General features: G+C 72.6%; 17 protein-coding genes. 8 read left to right on the forward strand and 9 right to left on the reverse strand.

The window, feature by feature from the left end; translation table 11 throughout:
• Positions 1-21: 21 nt before the first annotated feature.
• Positions 22-897, reverse strand: coding sequence for a LysR family transcriptional regulator (locus SOM35_RS15575; RefSeq protein WP_320516089.1), 876 nt, complete (start codon positions 895-897; stop codon positions 22-24).
• An 82-nt stretch (positions 898-979) separates the two neighbouring features.
• On the opposite strand from SOM35_RS15575, the gene SOM35_RS15580 reads away from it, so the two are divergent.
• On the forward strand, positions 980-2239 hold the full coding sequence (locus tag SOM35_RS15580) for an MFS transporter (protein ID WP_320516090.1): 1260 nt from the start codon (positions 980-982) through the stop codon (positions 2237-2239).
• Between the two features lie 476 nt (positions 2240-2715).
• A complete protein-coding gene (locus tag SOM35_RS15585; protein WP_111076060.1) occupies positions 2716-3366 on the forward strand; it encodes a hypothetical protein in 651 nt (216 codons plus the stop codon).
• A gap of 52 nt (positions 3367-3418) precedes the next feature.
• Here SOM35_RS15585 and SOM35_RS15590 read toward each other — a convergent pair whose 3' ends face one another.
• Positions 3419-4333, reverse strand: a complete 915-nt coding sequence (locus tag SOM35_RS15590) for a cation diffusion facilitator family transporter (protein ID WP_320516091.1) — start codon at positions 4331-4333, stop codon at positions 3419-3421.
• A gap of 48 nt (positions 4334-4381) precedes the next feature.
• On the opposite strand from SOM35_RS15590, the gene SOM35_RS15595 reads away from it, so the two are divergent.
• Together SOM35_RS15595 and SOM35_RS15600 are read left to right on the forward strand one after the other, a co-directional pair.
• On the forward strand, positions 4382-5071 hold the full coding sequence (locus SOM35_RS15595; RefSeq protein WP_320516092.1) for a DUF4166 domain-containing protein: 690 nt from the start codon (positions 4382-4384) through the stop codon (positions 5069-5071).
• A 19-nt stretch (positions 5072-5090) separates the two neighbouring features.
• Entirely contained in the window at positions 5091-6071 is a 981-nt protein-coding gene (locus tag SOM35_RS15600; protein WP_320516093.1) for an epimerase, read from the forward strand.
• Here the strand turns inward: SOM35_RS15600 and SOM35_RS15605 are convergent.
• Positions 6040-7113, reverse strand: coding sequence for an EamA family transporter (locus tag SOM35_RS15605; protein ID WP_320516094.1), 1074 nt, complete (start codon positions 7111-7113; stop codon positions 6040-6042). The genes SOM35_RS15600 and SOM35_RS15605 overlap by 32 nt on opposite strands.
• Before the next feature lie 72 nt (positions 7114-7185).
• Between SOM35_RS15605 and SOM35_RS15610 the strand changes: the two genes are divergently transcribed.
• Positions 7186-8100 (forward strand): LysR family transcriptional regulator, encoded by a 915-nt coding sequence (locus tag SOM35_RS15610; protein WP_290156992.1) that lies wholly within the window; start codon positions 7186-7188, stop codon positions 8098-8100.
• A 310-nt stretch (positions 8101-8410) separates the two neighbouring features.
• Here the strand turns inward: SOM35_RS15610 and SOM35_RS15615 are convergent, their stop codons facing one another.
• The 3 genes from SOM35_RS15615 to SOM35_RS15625 are packed head-to-tail and all read right to left on the reverse strand — an operon-like array spanning position 8411 to position 10556.
• A complete protein-coding gene (locus tag SOM35_RS15615; RefSeq protein ID WP_111076054.1) occupies positions 8411-8857 on the reverse strand; it encodes a hypothetical protein in 447 nt (148 codons plus the stop codon).
• Positions 8854-10005 carry a hypothetical protein gene (locus SOM35_RS15620; RefSeq protein WP_111076053.1) on the reverse strand — a complete coding sequence of 384 codons (1152 nt, stop codon included), beginning with the start codon at positions 10003-10005 and terminating at the stop codon, positions 8854-8856. Before SOM35_RS15620 ends, SOM35_RS15615 begins: the two co-directional genes overlap by 4 nt.
• On the reverse strand, positions 10002-10556 hold the full coding sequence (locus tag SOM35_RS15625; RefSeq protein WP_221849871.1) for a hypothetical protein: 555 nt from the start codon (positions 10554-10556) through the stop codon (positions 10002-10004). The genes SOM35_RS15620 and SOM35_RS15625 overlap by 4 nt, the downstream gene beginning before the upstream one ends.
• A 108-nt stretch (positions 10557-10664) precedes the next feature.
• On the opposite strand from SOM35_RS15625, the gene SOM35_RS15630 reads away from it, so the two are divergent.
• The gene (locus tag SOM35_RS15630) at positions 10665-11807 is read left to right on the forward strand and encodes a geranylgeranyl reductase family protein (RefSeq protein ID WP_320516095.1); all 1143 of its coding nucleotides are present in this window, start codon (positions 10665-10667) and stop codon (positions 11805-11807) included.
• Between the two features lie 78 nt (positions 11808-11885).
• Here SOM35_RS15630 and purB read toward each other — a convergent pair whose 3' ends face one another.
• From purB to SOM35_RS15645, 3 genes are read right to left on the reverse strand one after another with little or no spacing between them, the layout of a single operon-like run.
• A complete protein-coding gene (gene purB / locus SOM35_RS15635; RefSeq protein WP_111076050.1) occupies positions 11886-13271 on the reverse strand; it encodes an adenylosuccinate lyase in 1386 nt (461 codons plus the stop codon).
• Positions 13268-13786 (reverse strand): low molecular weight protein-tyrosine-phosphatase, encoded by a 519-nt coding sequence (locus SOM35_RS15640; protein WP_111076049.1) that lies wholly within the window; start codon positions 13784-13786, stop codon positions 13268-13270. The genes purB and SOM35_RS15640 overlap by 4 nt, the downstream gene beginning before the upstream one ends.
• A 45-nt stretch (positions 13787-13831) precedes the next feature.
• Positions 13832-14233, reverse strand: a complete 402-nt coding sequence (locus SOM35_RS15645; RefSeq protein ID WP_221849873.1) for a phage holin family protein — start codon at positions 14231-14233, stop codon at positions 13832-13834.
• A 53-nt stretch (positions 14234-14286) separates the two neighbouring features.
• Here SOM35_RS15645 and SOM35_RS15650 point away from each other — a divergent pair, with 53 nt between their 5' ends.
• The gene (locus tag SOM35_RS15650) at positions 14287-15393 is read left to right on the forward strand and encodes a histidinol-phosphate transaminase (RefSeq protein ID WP_320516096.1); all 1107 of its coding nucleotides are present in this window, start codon (positions 14287-14289) and stop codon (positions 15391-15393) included.
• 5 nt (positions 15394-15398) lie between these two features.
• The gene (locus SOM35_RS15655) at positions 15399-16535 is read left to right on the forward strand and encodes a thiamine pyrophosphate-dependent dehydrogenase E1 component subunit alpha (protein ID WP_320516097.1); all 1137 of its coding nucleotides are present in this window, start codon (positions 15399-15401) and stop codon (positions 16533-16535) included.
• Positions 16536-16564: the final 29 nt, after the last annotated feature.

Raw genomic sequence — 16564 nt, forward strand, 5'->3', positions numbered from 1 at the left:
ACCTCAGCGCTGCGCGTCACCTCAGCGCCGCGCGGCCACGATCGCCCGGGCCAGCGCCTGCGTCGCCCGGTTCGGCTCCGGGTCGCTCCGCATCGCCAGCCCGATCCGCAGCGGTTCGACCGCGTCCTCGAGGTCCAGGACGGCCCCGTCGTGGCGGACGCCGGAGTCCGGCACGACTCCGACGCCGATGCCCGCCGACGCGAACCGCACCACGGCGGGCATGTCGTTCATCTCCGCGACCACCCGACGCCGGATGCCGAGTCGGTCGAGCACGCCGTCCAGGATCATCCGGTTGCCGAACCCGTGCGCGGTGTCGACGAAGGACTCGTCGGCGAGTTCGGCGAGCGACACCGACGTCCGACCGGCGAGCGGGTGGTCGGCGGCGACGAACACCCGGAACGGCATCTCGCGGAGGGGCTCGACGACGACGCCGGACGGGATCGTCGGCAGCCCCGTGTACGCCAGGTCGAGCCGTCCCGCGACGAGGTCCTGCACCAGTCCCGTGGTGCCGCTCGGCGAGGTCATCAGCTCGACGGCGACCAGCGGGTGGCGCTGCCGGAACCCGCGCAGGACGCCGGTCAGGTCGACGATGTCCATGCTGGTGAAGATCCCCAGACGCACGCGTCCGCGCAGTTCTGCGTCGGACACCGCGGCCAGGTCGCGCATCCGGTCGAGGGACTCGAGGACTGCGCGGGCGTGGGGGAGCAGGTCCTCGCCGGTGGCGGTCAGGACGAGCCGACGTCCGCCGCGCTCGAAGAGCCGCACGCCGAGGGTCCGCTCCAGGCTCGCGATCCCGGCCGACACGGTGGACTGCGCGGCCCAGAGCCGTTCTGCCGCGCGGGTGACGCTGCCCTCGGCGGCGACGGTGACGAACTGTTCGAGCAGCCGGGTCTCCATACGGCCCATCATCGACCTGATCGATGGCGGGCATCAAGACGATCCGTTTGACCCGATGGGTGCTGCCCGGGAGCATCGGAGCATGTCATCCGTCATCGAATCCCCGGCGACCGGCTCGACGGCCACCGCTCCGGCCCCTCGCGGCCGTCGTGCGCACACCCGTCGGCGCCACGGCTTCGGCTTCTGGGCCGTCGCCTTCGCGTTCACCGCGGTGATGGCCTTCGCGACCGTCCCCGCGCCGCTCTACGTCATCTACCAGGCGCGCGACGGCTTCCCGACCTTCACGACGACGATCGTCTTCGCCGCCTACGGCCTCGGCGTCGTCGGGTCCCTCTGGCTCGCCGGACACCTCAGCGACGTGCACGGTCGCCGGCCGCTGATCCTCGTCTCGATCGCCCTCGAGCTCGTGGCCGCCGTGCTGTTCCTCGTGTGGAACGACGTCAGCGGCCTGATCGTCGCGCGGCTCGTCACCGGGCTCGGCGTCGGCACCCTCACCGCCACCGCGACCGCACACCTCGGGGAACTCAAGGTCCGGGCGACCGGTGACGAGTCCTCCGCCAAGGGTGCGAGCGTCGCCGCGGGGGTCGTCAACCTCGGCGGGCTGTCGCTCGGAGCGCTGATCGGCGGTGCGCTGGCCGAGTTCGTCGGGCAGCCGCTGATGGTGCCGTACGTGGTGTTCGTCGTCGCCCTCGTGATCGCGTTCGTGGTCGTCCTCGCCGTCCCCGAGACCGTCGACCGCCCGACCGGACCGGTGCCGTACCACCCGCAGCGGCTGCGGGCCCCGGAGGGTCAGAGCGCCGCGTTCTGGGCCGCCGGCACCGGAGCCTTCGCTGCCCTCGCCGTGCAGGGGCTCTTCACCTCGGTCGCGCCGACGTTCCTCGGCACCACCTTCCACGTGACCGACCGGCTGGCCGCCGGCGCGACGACGTTCGGTGTCTTCGCCGCGAGCGCGCTGTCCCAGGTCGTGTTCGCGAAGCTGCCGCAGCGCACGCAGATCCGCCTGGGTGTCGTCCTGCTCGTCGGTGGCCTCGCGGTCCTGGCGGTGTCCGCGGTGCTGCTCCAGGTCGCCGGCTTCATCGGCGGCGGTGTGGTCGCGGGTGCCGGCGTCGGGCTCCTCTTCCGCGCCTCGATCGGCAGCGCCGGTGCGCTCGTCGGACCGGAGGAACGTGGTGGGGTCCTCGCCGCCACCTTCCTCATCGCGTACGCCGGGCTCACCGTCCCGGTCGTCGCCGTGGGTGCGGCGCTGCTCGTGCTGCCCACCCTGCCGGTCCTCATCGGGTACGTCGTGCTGGTCGCCACGCTCGCGGTCTTCGCCGGAGCGCGCCTGGCCGCACGCGCCTGACCGGCACGCGCCTCCCGTCCGAGACGGGCCCGTCTGCGTGAGACGGGCCCGTCCGCGTGAGACGGGCCCGTCCGCGTGAGACGGGCCCGTCCGCGTGAGACGGGCCCGTCCGCGTGAGACGGGCCCGTCTGCCCACGACGCCGCGCTTCTGCCCACGACGCCGCGCTTCTGCGCACGACGCCGCGGTGTTCAGCGGCGTCTCGGGCATCGAGCGGCGTCGTACCCGAACGGTGCCGCCGCCGACGCGCACGGCCCCGTCTGCGCGAAGCGGGCACGTCTGCGCGAGACGCCGCGTTCCACGCGAGACGCCCCGGAGTTCGGAGGCGTCTCGCGCACCCGGCGGCGTCGTACCCACACGGCGTCGGGACTCCGCCGACCCCTCCCGGCCGGCGGCACACCACGCGGCACCCGCCCGTCACGCACCCGACCGTCACGCCCCCAGCCGGGAGGCCCGCCCCCTCCGGCATACTGGCCGCATGCCCGCCAAGCGCTCCCGCTCCACCCTGACCGGCATCGCCGCGGCGGTCGCCGCCGTCGTGGTGATCGGCGGCTTCGCGCTGACGAACGCCCGGGAGGGCGACGACACCGTCCGCTCCGCAGCTCCCTCGGCCACGGCGACCGACCCGAGCGAGCAGGGCACCGGCACCGGCGGCACCGGCAGCACCGATCACACCGGCAGCACCGAGAGCACCGTCGCGGTGATCGCCCGGTCCGGCCCGGACCTGCCCGGCTCCGCGGTCCTCGACCGGTGCAACTCGGACGGCCGTGCCGCGGTCGCGCGGTACGACACCGCGGCGCTCGGCGACGTCGTGCTGCAGTGCGGCACCTCGGCGCAGGGCTACGAGCACATCCGCGTCCGGCACACCCGCGACTGGCAGGACGTCCTGTCCGGTCACACGACGCAGCGGGACTGGGACGACGCCATGCTCACGGCGGTCCGGACGGCGCTGACGAACCCGCAGAAGGGGCTGCCCGTCGACGCCGGGGACGGCAAGGTCTGCTACGCCGCTCCCGTCCGCTTCGACGATGGCAGCGCACCGAGCCCGGACGGCTTCGTCAAGGTCATCGTGTCGGCGACCACCGAACGCGTGATCACGGCCTACCCGACCCGCGACTCCGACTGCTGACGAGCACGAGCAGCAGCACGAGCACGAGCACCAGCGCCCGGACCGGCACCGGTCAGACGTGCACCTCGTGCTCGTGCCGCTGGTGCGACGCGGGTTCGAGCTGGAACGTGGAGTGCTCGACCGGCACGTCGAAGTGCTCGGCCACGCACTGCTGCAGCTCGTCGAGGATCGCCGGCGCGTGCGCGGTCGTGAAGCAGTGGTCGTCCACCACGACGTGCGCGGTCAGGTTCGGGACCCCGGTCGACACCAGCGTCGCGTGCAGGTCGTGCACGGCGATGACGTGGTCGAGCTGCAGGATGTGGCCACGGACGGCGTCCAGGTCGAGGCCGCGCGGTGTCGCCTCGAGCAGGACGTCGGCGGTCTCGCGGAGGAGCTTGACGGCGCGGGGCATGATGAGCAGGCCGATCAGCAGTGCCGCGACCGAGTCGGCGCGCTGCCACCCGGTCAGGAACAGCACGACGGCGGCGGCGATGACGGCGACCGAGCCGAGGGTGTCGTTGAGGACCTCGAGTCGGGCCGCCCGCGAGGTGAAGCCCTCGCCCGACGCCCGCACGAGCACCGCGAACGCGACCAGGTTGCCGATCAGCCCGACGAATCCGAAGACCAGGAGCGGGCCGGCCTCGATCTCCTCCGGCACGAACAGGCGCTGCACGGCGGAGATCACCACGTAGACGCCGACCGCCAGCAGGATCGCGGCCTGTGCGGTGGCACCCAGGACCTCGGCGCGCTGGTAGCCCCAGGTCCGTCGGGCGGTCGGGGTGCGGCGGGCCAGGCGGGTGGCGACCAGGCCGATCCCGAGTCCGCCGGTGTCGACGACCATGTGCCCGGTGTCGACGAGCAGCGCGAGGGACCCGGTGACGACCGCACCGACCACCTCGGCAAGCAGGATGCCCGCCGAGATGCAGAACGCGATCAGCAGCGCCCGCTCGGACGCGTGGCCGTGCGCGTGGCCGTGGTCGTGTCCCATGTCGTCCATCGTAGGAGCCGCGTCCGACGCCGTGCCAGGATCGGGAGCGTGACCCGGTCGCCGTACGAGCTGAGCGCGTCCGACGACGTCTTGGCGGCCCTGCACCCGAGACTCCGCACCTACTTCGGCGCCGTCCCGCCCGGGCACGTCGGCCGAGGCTCCGGCGTGTTCACCGTCGTCGGCACCCCGCGGCGCTGGCTCTGGCCTGTCCTCGGCGTCCTCGCACGGGACGCGGTGGTGTTCCCGGTGTGGGAGCACGACGTCCCGTTCACGGTCGAGAACCGCCCGGTCCACGTCCGGCGTGGCCGGTCCGGCAGGTCCGGCCGGTCCGGCAGGAGCACCGACCGGGAGGCCCGCCCCGCCGTCCGCGCGCACCGCACCTTCCACTTCGCGAGCGGTGACCGCACCATGGTCGACGCGATCACCGCAGAGCCCGAGGGCCTCGTCGACCACCTCGGCCGGCACGGCCGCGTCAGCGCGCTCCTCGCGGTGACGGTCCCGGCGACCGGACCCGACGCCGGGGCGCTCCGCCTGGTCTCCACGCGGGTGTCGGTGCACGCCCTGGGACGGGAGTGGCGCCTCCCGGCCGCCCTGTCGCCCCGTGTGGTGCTGACGGAACGATTCGATGACGATGCCGACGTGCAGCGCGTGTCCCTGACGCTCTCCGCTGTCGGGCTCGGCACGCTGTACCGGTACGAGGGGGCGTTCCGGTACGCCGTCGTACCCGACGACGTGTGACCGGAGCCGAGAGGACAGCATGGACGAGCAGCAGCAGCGGCGTGTGGTGGTGGCGGGAGCGAGCGGCTTCGTCGGCCGGTACCTGCAGGACGCCTTCCGCGCCGAGGGGTACCAGGTCGTCACCGTCGGCCGCACCGGCGACGCGGTGTGGGGCAACACCCTGCGGATCCGCGAACTCGTCGACGGCGCCGACCTGGTCGTGAACATGGCCGGCAAGAGCGTGAACTGTCGGTACGGACGGCGGAACCGGGCCGAGATCCTGCGCTCCCGGGTCGACACCACGCTCGAGCTCGCCGAGGCGATCCGGACCGCCGAGCACCCGCCGCCGCTCTGGCTGAACGCGTCGACCGCGACCATCTACCGGCACGCCGACGACCGCCCGCAGGACGAGGCGACCGGCGAACTCGGTGAGGGCTTCTCGGTCGGGGTCGCCCGCGCGTGGGAGGACGCCCTCTTCGCCGCGGACCTGCCCGGCACCCGGCGTGTGGCGCTGCGGATGGCGATCGTGTTCGGCGATGGCAGCGCACTGCTCCCGCTCCTGCGGTTGGCGCAGGCCGGACTCGGCGGCCCGCAGTACGACGGGCCGTGGTTCCCGACCCGGGCGCGTCTGGCCGCCGGCACGTACCACCACGACCGGCACACCCGAGGACGGCAGCGGTTCAGCTGGGTGCACATCGACGACGTCCTCGGGGCGATCCGCTTCATCCGTGACCACGAGGACCTCGACGGCCCGGTGAACGTCACGAGCCCGGAGCCCTCCGACAACCGCACGGTGATGGCGACGCTGCGGGACGCCGTCGGACGCCGCTTCGGTCTGCCGACCTGGCGGTGGATGCTCGAACTCGGGTCGTTCGCGATCCGCACCGAGACCGAACTGGTGCTGAAGAGCCGGTGGGTGGTGCCGACGCGGCTGACCGAGGCGGGCTACGAGTTCCGGTACCCGCACCTGCGTGGGGCGCTCGCCGGGATCATCGCGGAACGGCGTCAGCACCGGGGCTGAGCTCGGCCGGGCTGACGGCCGCCGGGCCGTCGTGCGGAGGCTCGTGAGACGCCCCCGTCTCCGCGCGACGCCCTGATGCGCTCGAGACGCCGCCGGATGTCGCGTCGTCTCGGCCACTCGGAGGCGTCTCGGCGCCGGCACCGGTGCCGGTGCGGGCTCCGGCGCCGGCACCTCCCACCCGCGCAGGCCGCGACGACCACAGCACCGCGCCCACGACGACCGCCCCCGCGAGCACCTCGACCAGGTCCGGGACCTCACCGAACGCCGCCCAGGACGCCAGCACCCCGACGACCGGCACGAGCATCGAGAACGGTGCGACGGTGCTCGACGGGTACCGGCCCATCAGCCGCGACCAGATGCCGTAGCCGACGACGCTCGCCGCCAGCACGATGTAGAGCACGGCCAGGTCGGCGGGCAGCGCGTCGGCGGTGAACGCGGTGCCGAGCGCCTGCCCGATCCGGTCCGGTCCCTCGACCAGGAACGACAGGACCGCCATCGGGATCGGCGGCACCACGGCCCACCACAGGGTGAGGTGCAGCGGGTTCACCGGTCCGGCCTTGCGGGTCGCGACGTTGCCGATCGCCCAGCCGAGGGCACCGCAGAGCACGAGCACGACGGGTAGCAGTGCGGCGGTCTGCGCCCGGTGCAGGGCGATCACGGCGAGGGCGGCCACGGCGACCGAGATGCCGACCACCTGCCGCGCGCTGAGGCGTTCACGGAGCAGGACCCCGGCGAGCAGCACGGTGAACGGCGCCGACGCCTGCACCACGAGCGAGGCCAGCCCCGAGGGCATGCCGGCCGCCATGCCCAGGTAGAGGAACGCGAACTGCAGCACACCGAGGGTCGCGCCGACCAGGACGATCCACCGGAACGGGATCGGCGGCCGCGGGACGAACAGCAGCGTCGGGACGGCGAGCAGCGTGAACCGGAGCGCGGCGAGCAGGAACGGCGGGTAGTGCTCGAGGGCGATCGCCGTCGCGGGGAAGTTCAGTCCCCAGGCGACGGCGACGACGAGGGCCAGGATGCGGTCGCGGAGCAGCACCGGACGATCGTCCCGCACCCCCACGAGGTAGCACCAGCGCACGTTCCGACAGCGTCGTTGTAGGGTCCCTGCATGGTCGGCTTCGACATCGCCCTGCTCCCCGTCCTCCGCGAACTCGCCGAGCGGGGCAGCGTCACCGCGGTGGCGACGGCCACCCATCGGACGCCGAGCGCCGTGTCCCAGCAGCTCCGCACCCTGCAGCGCCAGGCCGGCGTCCCGCTGGTCGAGCGCGTCGGCCGCGGCGTCCGGCTCACCGAGCACGGGCGGGTCCTGGCCGGCCTCGCCACCGGCGTCGCCACCGCCCTGGCGACCGTCGAGTCCGCCTGGAGCGAGCACCTGGACGGGGCCACCGGCACGGTCGACCTGGCGGTGTTCCCGTCGGCCGCCGAACTGCTGCTGCCCGGCCTGCTCACACGGATGCGCGCACACCCCGGCATCGCCCTGCAGCTGTCCGACGTCGACGTCAGCGAGGGGGAGTTCGCCCCGCTCACCGCGGACCACGACGTCGTCATCGGTCACCGCCCGGACGGTGCCCGCGGCGCGGACCGCCGGAGCGTCGAGACCGTCCCGCTGCTCCGGGAACCGCTCGACGTCGCCCTGCCGCTCGACCACCCGCTGGCCGGTCGGCAGCGCGTGGGCATCGAGGACGTGGTCGGCGCGACGTGGATCGGCGTGCCGGAGGACTACCCGATCGACCGGGTGCTCACCGCGATGGCCGCCGCGACGGACACGCCGCCCGAGGTCGCCTTCCGCACCATCCACCTGCCCGTGATCGAGAACCTGGTGGCGGCCGGGCACGGCATCGCACTCGTGCCGCGGTACACCTCGCGGACGCGTGCGCCGGGCCGGTTCCGACTGGCGACCCTGGCCGACGTGCGCGCCGGTCGGCGGATCGAGGCCCTCGTCCGCCCCGACCGGGCCGTCCGTCCCGCGGTCCGGGTCGTCCTGGAGGCCCTGGTCGCCGAGGCCACGTCCGTCACCTCCTGAGGCGGCCTGGCCCGGCCCGCACCACGTCGCTACGCACGATGCGTATTGCCCTGTTCGCCAGGAGCCGCTACGCTTCAGGCGTAGCACGGGGGGTGTTACGGGGCGACCGGTCGTCCGGAGCGTGGTTGAGGGGGTCGGGTGATCGGGCTGCATCGTCAGCCCGATCGCGCGAACGACGCGACGACCGGCCCGCCCCGCCCTCCCGGCTCGACCGTGCCCGTCCGTGACCGCTCGACGGCACCCGCTCGACGGCACCAGCTCGACCGTGCCCGTCCGCCGGGGCCGTGCCCAGAACGGGCCGATCGGCGGCTCAGGGCCGGCCGCGCGCCTCCTCGATCTCCCGCAGGAGCGCCGTCAGGCGGTCCAGGTGCTCCGCCGTCACGTCCTGGTTGAGCGTGCGTGCCGCGTAGAGGCTGACCGGACTGGTCCGCTCCGCCAGCGTGAACCGCAGTGCGGCGTCGATCGTCTCCGTGAGCTGGCTCTCCGGCCCGGTCAGGTACGACGGGTCGATCTCGAAGTACTCCGCGACGGCCCGCAGCAGTCGCTCGTCGTCGACCACGTACCGGTTGCCCAGACGCATGTACTCCCACCGGGAGCGGCTGAGCTTGACGTCCCGGTCCGCCAACCAGTCGCGGATCTTCGGGTACGTCACCGGGCCGCCGTCGGGCGCGGTGACGGTGCTGCAGAGCAGGTGCAGCTTGCGGGCGAGCTCCGCGCGCTGGGTCTGCTGCGCGGCGGTGAGCTTCTCGTGACTCATGGGGTGGACTCGATCCGTTCCGGGTCTCGTGCGGGGTGCTCGTCGTCGGGCCGGTTGAGGTCGTCTGGCCGGCCGAGATCGTCGGGTCGGCTGAGGTCCTCGATCAGCGAGTCGGTGACGCCGGTCGTCGCGGCGACGCCCATCATGCGGATGACCACACGTTCGTACCCGCGTGGCCGGAACTGACGCAGCCGGATGTTGTCCTCCAGCTCTGCCCACCGCTGGTAGAGCGCGACCTCGGCCTCCTCGCCCCGGCTGCGGAACGCATGCCGCCGTCGGACGCTCCGCGGGTACACGCTGAACTCGGGGTGCGCCTCCATCGCGCGGTCGGTGATCGGCAGGCTCACCAGCAGGAGCAGGCGACGCCAGACCGGCACGACGACCGGGCGGGCGGCCGCGAACACGACCCCGGCCGCGGTCAGGCTGGCCATCGACACGACGGCCACCTCCCACAGCGGGTCGACGATGCCCGACATCGCGAAGTCCCGGTCGACGAACAGCCGCACCGCTCCGGCGGCCAGGCTCTCGGTGATCCAGGCGAGGTCGACGAGCGCGGCGAGGCCGATCAGCCAGACGCCCCAGCGGGTCGTCCACTCGCCGTACAGCGGCAGCCCCCGGAACGCCACCGCGGCGACCTGCACGCCGTACAGCCCGACGCAGACCGGCAGCACCGCGGCGAACAGCTCGCGCGTCGGCTCACCCGTGTACCGACCGAGGAACGGGTCCGAGACGGCCCAGTCGCTCATCGCGAAGAGGACGACCTGCAGGGCGACGGCCACCAGGACCAGACCCCAGGTCAGACGCTCGCGGACCGGGCGGCGCTCGCCGTGCTCGGCGCGGATGACCATCACCTGCAGGCAGCCGAGCGCGACGACGACCGCGGAACGGTAGAGCAGGTTCGTGACGTTGTGCCCGCCGAGCAGACCGTCCACCCACAGGTAGACGAACGGGGCCTGCAGCGTGCAGCCGAGCGCCCAGACGAGCACCCCGGGGACGAGCATCGATCGGGGACCGGTCTGGTCCGCGGCGTCCGGGTGCGCCGGCAGCGGCTGGCGCACGTTGGGGGAGAGCATCGACAGTGCGGCGAGCCCGACGGACACCACCGTCACCACACCCGCCACGAAGACCCAGTCGTCCAGCACGTTCATCCGCCGAACACCCGCCCGAACTTGACGTCCCGGCCGCGGCCGCGTGCGTACCGCATCACCCGGACGCTGAGCTCCACACCGACGAGCTCCGCCAGGCGTTCCTCGTCCTCGGAGAAGTCCGTGTGGCCGTAGAGGAACTCGAGGTCGGGCGTGTACTCCTGCTCCAGGGTCTCGCCGGAGCGGACGAGCCGACCGCTCGGCACGAACCCGTCGACCTTGTCCTCGACGAACCGCGCGAACCGGGGGTCGATGCCGCGGGACTCCGACGGTCCGTCCGGGCTGATGAGCATGTGACCGTGTTCGTGGTTGATCACCACGAGCTGGGTGCCGGAGGGCGCCGGCGGGTAGGAGACGACCGCGGTGCCGTCGTCGTACCCGGCCCAGAGCCCGTGCACGTCCTGGTGTGCCAGCCCGCGGACGAGCCGGTAGGTGACCTCACGCCCGGTCACCTCGCGCACCAGCCGGCGGATCGCGGTCATCGACACCGCGCCCGGCAGCCCGTGGTCGTCGACGATCTGCACGGCGGTGTCGCGGTTCACGTCCCTGGACACGGATCCCGCTCCCCACTCCTGGCCCCGGCGGGGCAGCCTGCACTCCCGACGCAGTCAGCGTAACCGTTCCCGCCGTCGGCAGGGGCTGCGCCGGTAAGCTCGGTCCCCATGCAGGACACGAACGCCGAACAGCCCTGGGACGTCGTGGTCGTCGGCGCCGGCCCCGCCGGTGCCACCGCCGCCCGACACGCGGCGCTCGGCGGTGCCCGCGTCCTGCTCCTCGACAAAGCCACCTTCCCGCGGTACAAGACCTGCGGCGGCGGCATCATCGGTCAGTCCCGGCGGCGGCTCAACGACCGTGCCCTGGCGACGATCGAGGCGGACCTGCCCGAGGTCGGTTTCTCGCACCGGATGGGCCGGGTGACCCGGGTGCGCACCGAGGCCCCCTTCGTCGCCATGGTCGACCGTGAGCGGTTCGACCAAGCGAACGTCGACGCCGCGAAGGAGGCCGGGGTCGTCTTCCGCGACGGCGCCAACGTCCGCGCGCTCAGCGACGAGGACGGTCACACCCGCCTGACGCTGGCCGACGGGGACGAACTCGTCGCCCGCGTCGTGATCGGCGCCGACGGCTCGGGTGGCCGGGTCGGCCGCCACGTCGGTGCCGTGATGGCCGTCACGGACCTCGGTCTCGAGGTGGAGGTCCCCCGCCGCCCGGAGGACGCCGCCACCGGTGTGCTCCTCGACTGGGGCCCGCACCCGGGCACGTACGCGTGGGTCTTCCCGAAGACCGAGACCCTGACCGTCGGCGTCATCGAGCAGAAGGGGCACGCCGACCAGACCCGTCGCTACCTCGACGACTGGATCGAACGCCTCGGCCTGCACCCGACCGACCAGGACCGCAGCAGCGGCCACCTGACGCAGTGGCGCACGAGCGACTCCCCGCTCCGCCGCGGGACGGTCGTGCTCGCGGGGGAGACCGCGGGCCTCCTGGAGCCGTGGACGCGCGAGGGGATCTCGTTCGCACTGCGGTCGGGGGAGTGGGCCGGCACGGCGGCCGCCGCGTACACCGCCGGTGACCGCACGGCGCTCGACCGGTACGAGTCACAGGTGCGCGCCGAGCTGGTGCCCGAGATCGACGCCGGTGCGCAGCTGCTCCGCGTGTTCACGCGGTTCCCTGCCGGCTTCCACTTCCTGATCTCGAAGACGCCGTTCGGCCGCGGCTACTTCATCCGGTTCTGCCGCGGCGAGACGACCCTGGCCCGGGCCTTCCGGCACCGCTGGGTGCGGAAGGTCACCGCCTGGCTCGCCTGAGCGGACCGACCTGGCCAGCCGGACCGGCCTGGTCAGCCCGATCGGCCGGACCACCTGGTGGTCCGGCCGCGTCGCGGCTCAGACCTCGAGGTGGTCGACCAGCTCGTCCGCCAGGCCCGTGTAGGTCGCCGGGGTGAGGTTCGTCAGCCGGGCCTTCGCGGCGTCGGAGACGTCGAGCCCGTTCACGAACGCCACGAGCTCCTGTCGCCCGATGCGCTTGCCCCGGGTGAGCTCCTTGAGCATCGCGTAGGGGTCCTCGATGTCCGACTGCCCGGCGGTGACCTCGGCGCGGATGACGGTCTGGATCGCCTCGGCCAGGACCTCCCAGTTGCGGTCGAGGTCCTCGGCCAGGCGGGGCTCGTTCACCGCGATCTCGCCCAGGCCGCGGCGTAGGTTGTCGAGCGCGAGCAGCGAGTGCCCGAACGCGACGCCGATGTTGCGCTGCGTGGTGGAGTCGGTCAGGTCACGCTGCAGACGGCTCGTGACGAGGGTCTCGGACAGCGTCGAGAACAACGCGGACGAGATCTCGAGGTTCGCCTCGGCGTTCTCGAACCGGATCGGGTTGATCTTGTGCGGCATCGTCGACGACCCGGTCGCGCCGGCGATCGGGATCTGCGTGAAGTACCCCATCGAGATGTAGGTCCACACGTCGGTCGCCAGGTTGTGCAGGACGCGGTTCGCGTGCCGGACCCGGTCGTAGAGCTCGGCCTGCCAGTCGTGCGACTCGATCTGCGTCGTCAGCGGGTTCCACGTCAGGCCGAGGCCCTCGACGAACTCCTTCGACAACGCGGGCCAGTCGGCCTCCGGGTCCGCCGCCAGGTGCGCGGAGAAGGTGCCGGTCGCGCCGGAGAACTTGCCGAGGTACTCGCCGCGCTCGACCTGCGACAGGATCCGCTCGAGCCGGTAGACGACGACCGCGATCTCCTTGCCGAGGGTGGTCGGCGTCGCGGGCTGGCCGTGGGTGTGCGAGAGCATCGGCACGGCGCGGAGGCTCGTGGCCATCTCCCGAAGGCGCTCCACGACCGCGCGTGCGGACGGCAGCCAGACGTGCTCGACGGCGTCGCGGACGGTCAGCGCGTACGAGAGGTTGTTGACGTCCTCGCTGGTGGCGGCGAAGTGCGTGAGCTCGGCGACGGCGTCGAGGCCCAGGTCGCTGAGCCGGCGGCGGACGAAGTACTCGACCGCCTTCACGTCATGGCGGGTGGTGGCCTCGATCTCGGCGAGCTCCGCGATCTGGTCCTGGCCGAAGTCGTCGACCAGGGCACGCAGCGCGGCCTTGTCGTCGACGGACAGCGGGGAGGTGGTGAACATCGCGTGGTCGGTGAGGAACACGAGCCACTCGACCTCGACCCGGATCCGGGCACGGTTGAGCCCGGCCTCGGACAGGTGCTCGCCCACCGTGTGCACGATCGGGTAGTAGCGCCCGTCGAGCGGGCTGATCGGCTGCGGGGGAAGGGGGGTCATGGGGCTCCCTGGCGGACTGCCGGCTCGAGCTGGTGGAAGAGCGCCCGGCAGGCCCGTTCGACCGTGCTGAGCACCCGGTCGAACTCGTGTCGGTCCGCGTAGTACGGGTCCGGCACGTCGGCCTGCTGAGGCCAGGCGTCGTCGTACCGCAACAGGAGCGTCACCTTCGCGGCGTCGTCCATGGTCGGGGCCCACGAGCGCAGGATGCGTTCGTGGGAGCGGTCGAGTGCGACCACCAGGTCGAGGTCCGGGAACCGGTCCGGGTCGAACTGACGGGCGCGATGCCTGCTGCCATCGTATCCGCGTGCCGCCAGCGCTGCGATCGTGCGCTCGTCGGCGGGTTCCCCGACGTGCCAGTCCCCGGTGCCGGCGGACTCGACCACGAAGCGGTCGGCCATGCCGGCGTCGGCGGCGATCTGCGCGAAGACGATCTCGGCCATCGGGGAGCGGCAGATGTTGCCGCTGCAGACGAAGGAGACACGGAAGGTCGACGGGGCGCCGGCGTCCATGGTCATGGGGACATCATGGCGCAGCCGGGGGCCGGACGCGATGCCAGGCCGTCAGGCGCGACCGCGGCCACCCAGGACCGGACGGGCGACCAGGCCGACGAGCCAGGCGAAGACCGCCAGCACGAAGGCCCCGACGATGCCCCAGCCGAAGGACTCCACCGACAGGCCGAAGCCCAGTCCGGTCGAGATCCCGGCGACGATGAGCAGCAGGACCGCGTTCACCACGAACGAGATCAGCCCGAGCGTCAGGATGTAGACGGGGAACGCCACGATCCGGATCAGCGTCCCGATCACGGCGTTCACGATGCCGAAGACCAGCGCCACGAGCAGGTAGGTCAGGACGGTCTCGACCGGACCACCGTCCCCGAAGGAGTCGACGGTGACACCGGTCACGATGAGGGTGGTGAGCCAGAGGGCGACGGCGTTGACGATGAGCCGGACGAGGAACCGCATGGCCACCATGATGCATGCCCTCCCCGCGAACGGGCCGCCGGTACGCTGAGCCGGTGACCGACCAGCCCGCGCAGACCGTGCACATCCGTCCCGAGATAGCCGTCCTGCCGCCGTACAAGCAGGGACGCCAGGCCGCTCCGGACGCCCTCAAGCTCTCGAGCAACGAGAACCCCTTCCCGCCGCTGCCCGGTGTCGTCGAGGCGGTGCAGGCCCAGACGGCGTTCAACCGCTACCCCGACGCCACCGCGCTCGCGGTCCGTGCGGTGCTCGCGAACCGGTTCGGCACCACCGTCGACGAGGTGCACGTCGCCCCGGGCAGCGTCGCGATCCTGCACGAGCTGGCGAAGGCGACCTGCGCCCCGGGTGACGAGGTCGTCTACGCCTGGCGGTCCTTCGAGGCCTACCCGGGCGTCGTCACGGTCGCCGGCGCCACCAGCGTGCAGGTGCCGAACCGTGCCGACGGTGGGCATGACCTCGACGCGATGGCCGACGCGGTCACCGAGCGCACCCGGATGGTGCTGGTCTGCACGCCGAACAACCCGACCGGGCCGATCGTCACCGGGGCCGAGTTCGCGGCCTTCATGGCGCGGGTGCCGTCCTCGGTGCTCGTCGTCCTGGACGAGGCGTACGCCGAGTTCGTCACCGACGTCGACGCGGTCCGGGGTCCGGCGCTGCTCGAGCGGTACCCGAACCTGGTGGTGCTCCGGACGTTCTCGAAGGCCTACGGTCTGGCGGGCCTCCGTGTCGGGTACGCGCTCGGACCGGCATACGTCCTCGACGCCGTCCGTGCGTGCGCCATCCCGCTGTCCGTCACGGCGCAGGGGCAGGCAGCCGCGCTGGCCAGTCTCGAGCGCGAGGACGAGCTGCTCGGACGGGTCGCCGAACTGGCCGAGCGCCGGGACCGGATCCGCGCCGGACTGCTCGAACAGGGGTGGGACGTGCCGGAGGCGCAGGGCAACTTCGTCTGGTTGCCGACGGGGGAGCACACCGCGTTCGCCGCCGAGGCCTTCGAGCACGCCGGGCTGATCGTCCGGGCGTTCGCCCCGGAGGGCATCCGGATCTCGATCGGCGAGCACGAGGCTGTCGCAAAGCTCCTCGAAACCGCAGGTGCCGTTGTGGAACGTCTCACAACGACGGCTCCTGAGCGGCCGGTACGCTGACGAACATGTTGTTCCGCGCCGCGGCTCCTGCGACGACCCCCGTCCAGCTCCTCGATCCCGAGGGCCGGTTCGTGGAGACCGACGAGAACGCCGAACTCGCCGCCGTCGCCCGGGCCCTCCCTGATGAGACCCTGCTCGCCATGCACCGCCAGATGGTGCTCACCCGACGCTTCGACCACGCTGCCGGCAACCTGCAGCGCACCGGTCAGCTCGGGCTCTGGGCGCCGAGCCACGGGCAGGAGGCGGCGCAGGTCGGTTCCGCCTTCGCGCTCCGCCCCCAGGACCACCTCTTCCCGTCGTACCGCGAGCACGCCGTCGTGATGCAGCGCGGGGTGGAGCCGATGGAGATCATCTCGCTCTTCCGCGGTCAGGCCCACGGCAACTGGGACCCGGACGCCCGCGGCAACACGCACATCTACACGCTCGTCATCGGCGCCCAGACCCTGCACGCCACCGGCTACGCGATGGGCCAGGCGCTCGACGGCGTCGTCGGCACCGGCGACCCGGACGTCGACGAGTGCTCGATCGTCTACTTCGGCGACGGCGCGACCAGCCAGGGCGACGTGAACGAGGCGTACGTGTTCGCCGCGTCGCACTCGGCCCCGGTCGTCTTCTTCCTGCAGAACAACCACTGGGCGATCTCGGTGCCGGTGTCGGTGCAGTCCCCGACGCCGCTCGTCGACCGCCCGCGCGGCTTCGGCATCCCGAGCATCAAGGTCGACGGCAACGACGTGCTGGCCTCGTACGCGGCGAGCCTCGTCGCGACCGACCACGCCCGCAGCGGTCAGGGGCCGGCGTTCGTCGAGGCCGAGACCTACCGCATCGGCGCGCACACCAGCTCGGACGACCCGACCCGCTACCGCGGCGACGACGAGCTCGCCGGCTGGGTCGCCCGCGACCCGATCACCCGGTCCGAGACGTACCTCCGCAGCAAGGGCGTCACCGACGCCCAGTTCGCCGAGTTCGACGCCGAGGGCGAGCAGATCGCCGCCGACATCCGCACCCGCACGAGCGCCCTCCAGGACCCGCCGATGGAGGCGATGTTCGACAACGTGTACCGCGAGCCGCACCCGCGCATCGACGAGCAGCGCGCGTGGCTCCGTGACTACGAGGCCGGCCAGGACGCAGGAGCCCACGCATGAGCACCACCGAGCAGCTCTTCGACTACACG

It is taken from the genome of Curtobacterium sp. CFBP9011 (assembly GCF_034045095.1).
Lineage (GTDB): Bacteria > Actinomycetota > Actinomycetes > Actinomycetales > Microbacteriaceae > Curtobacterium.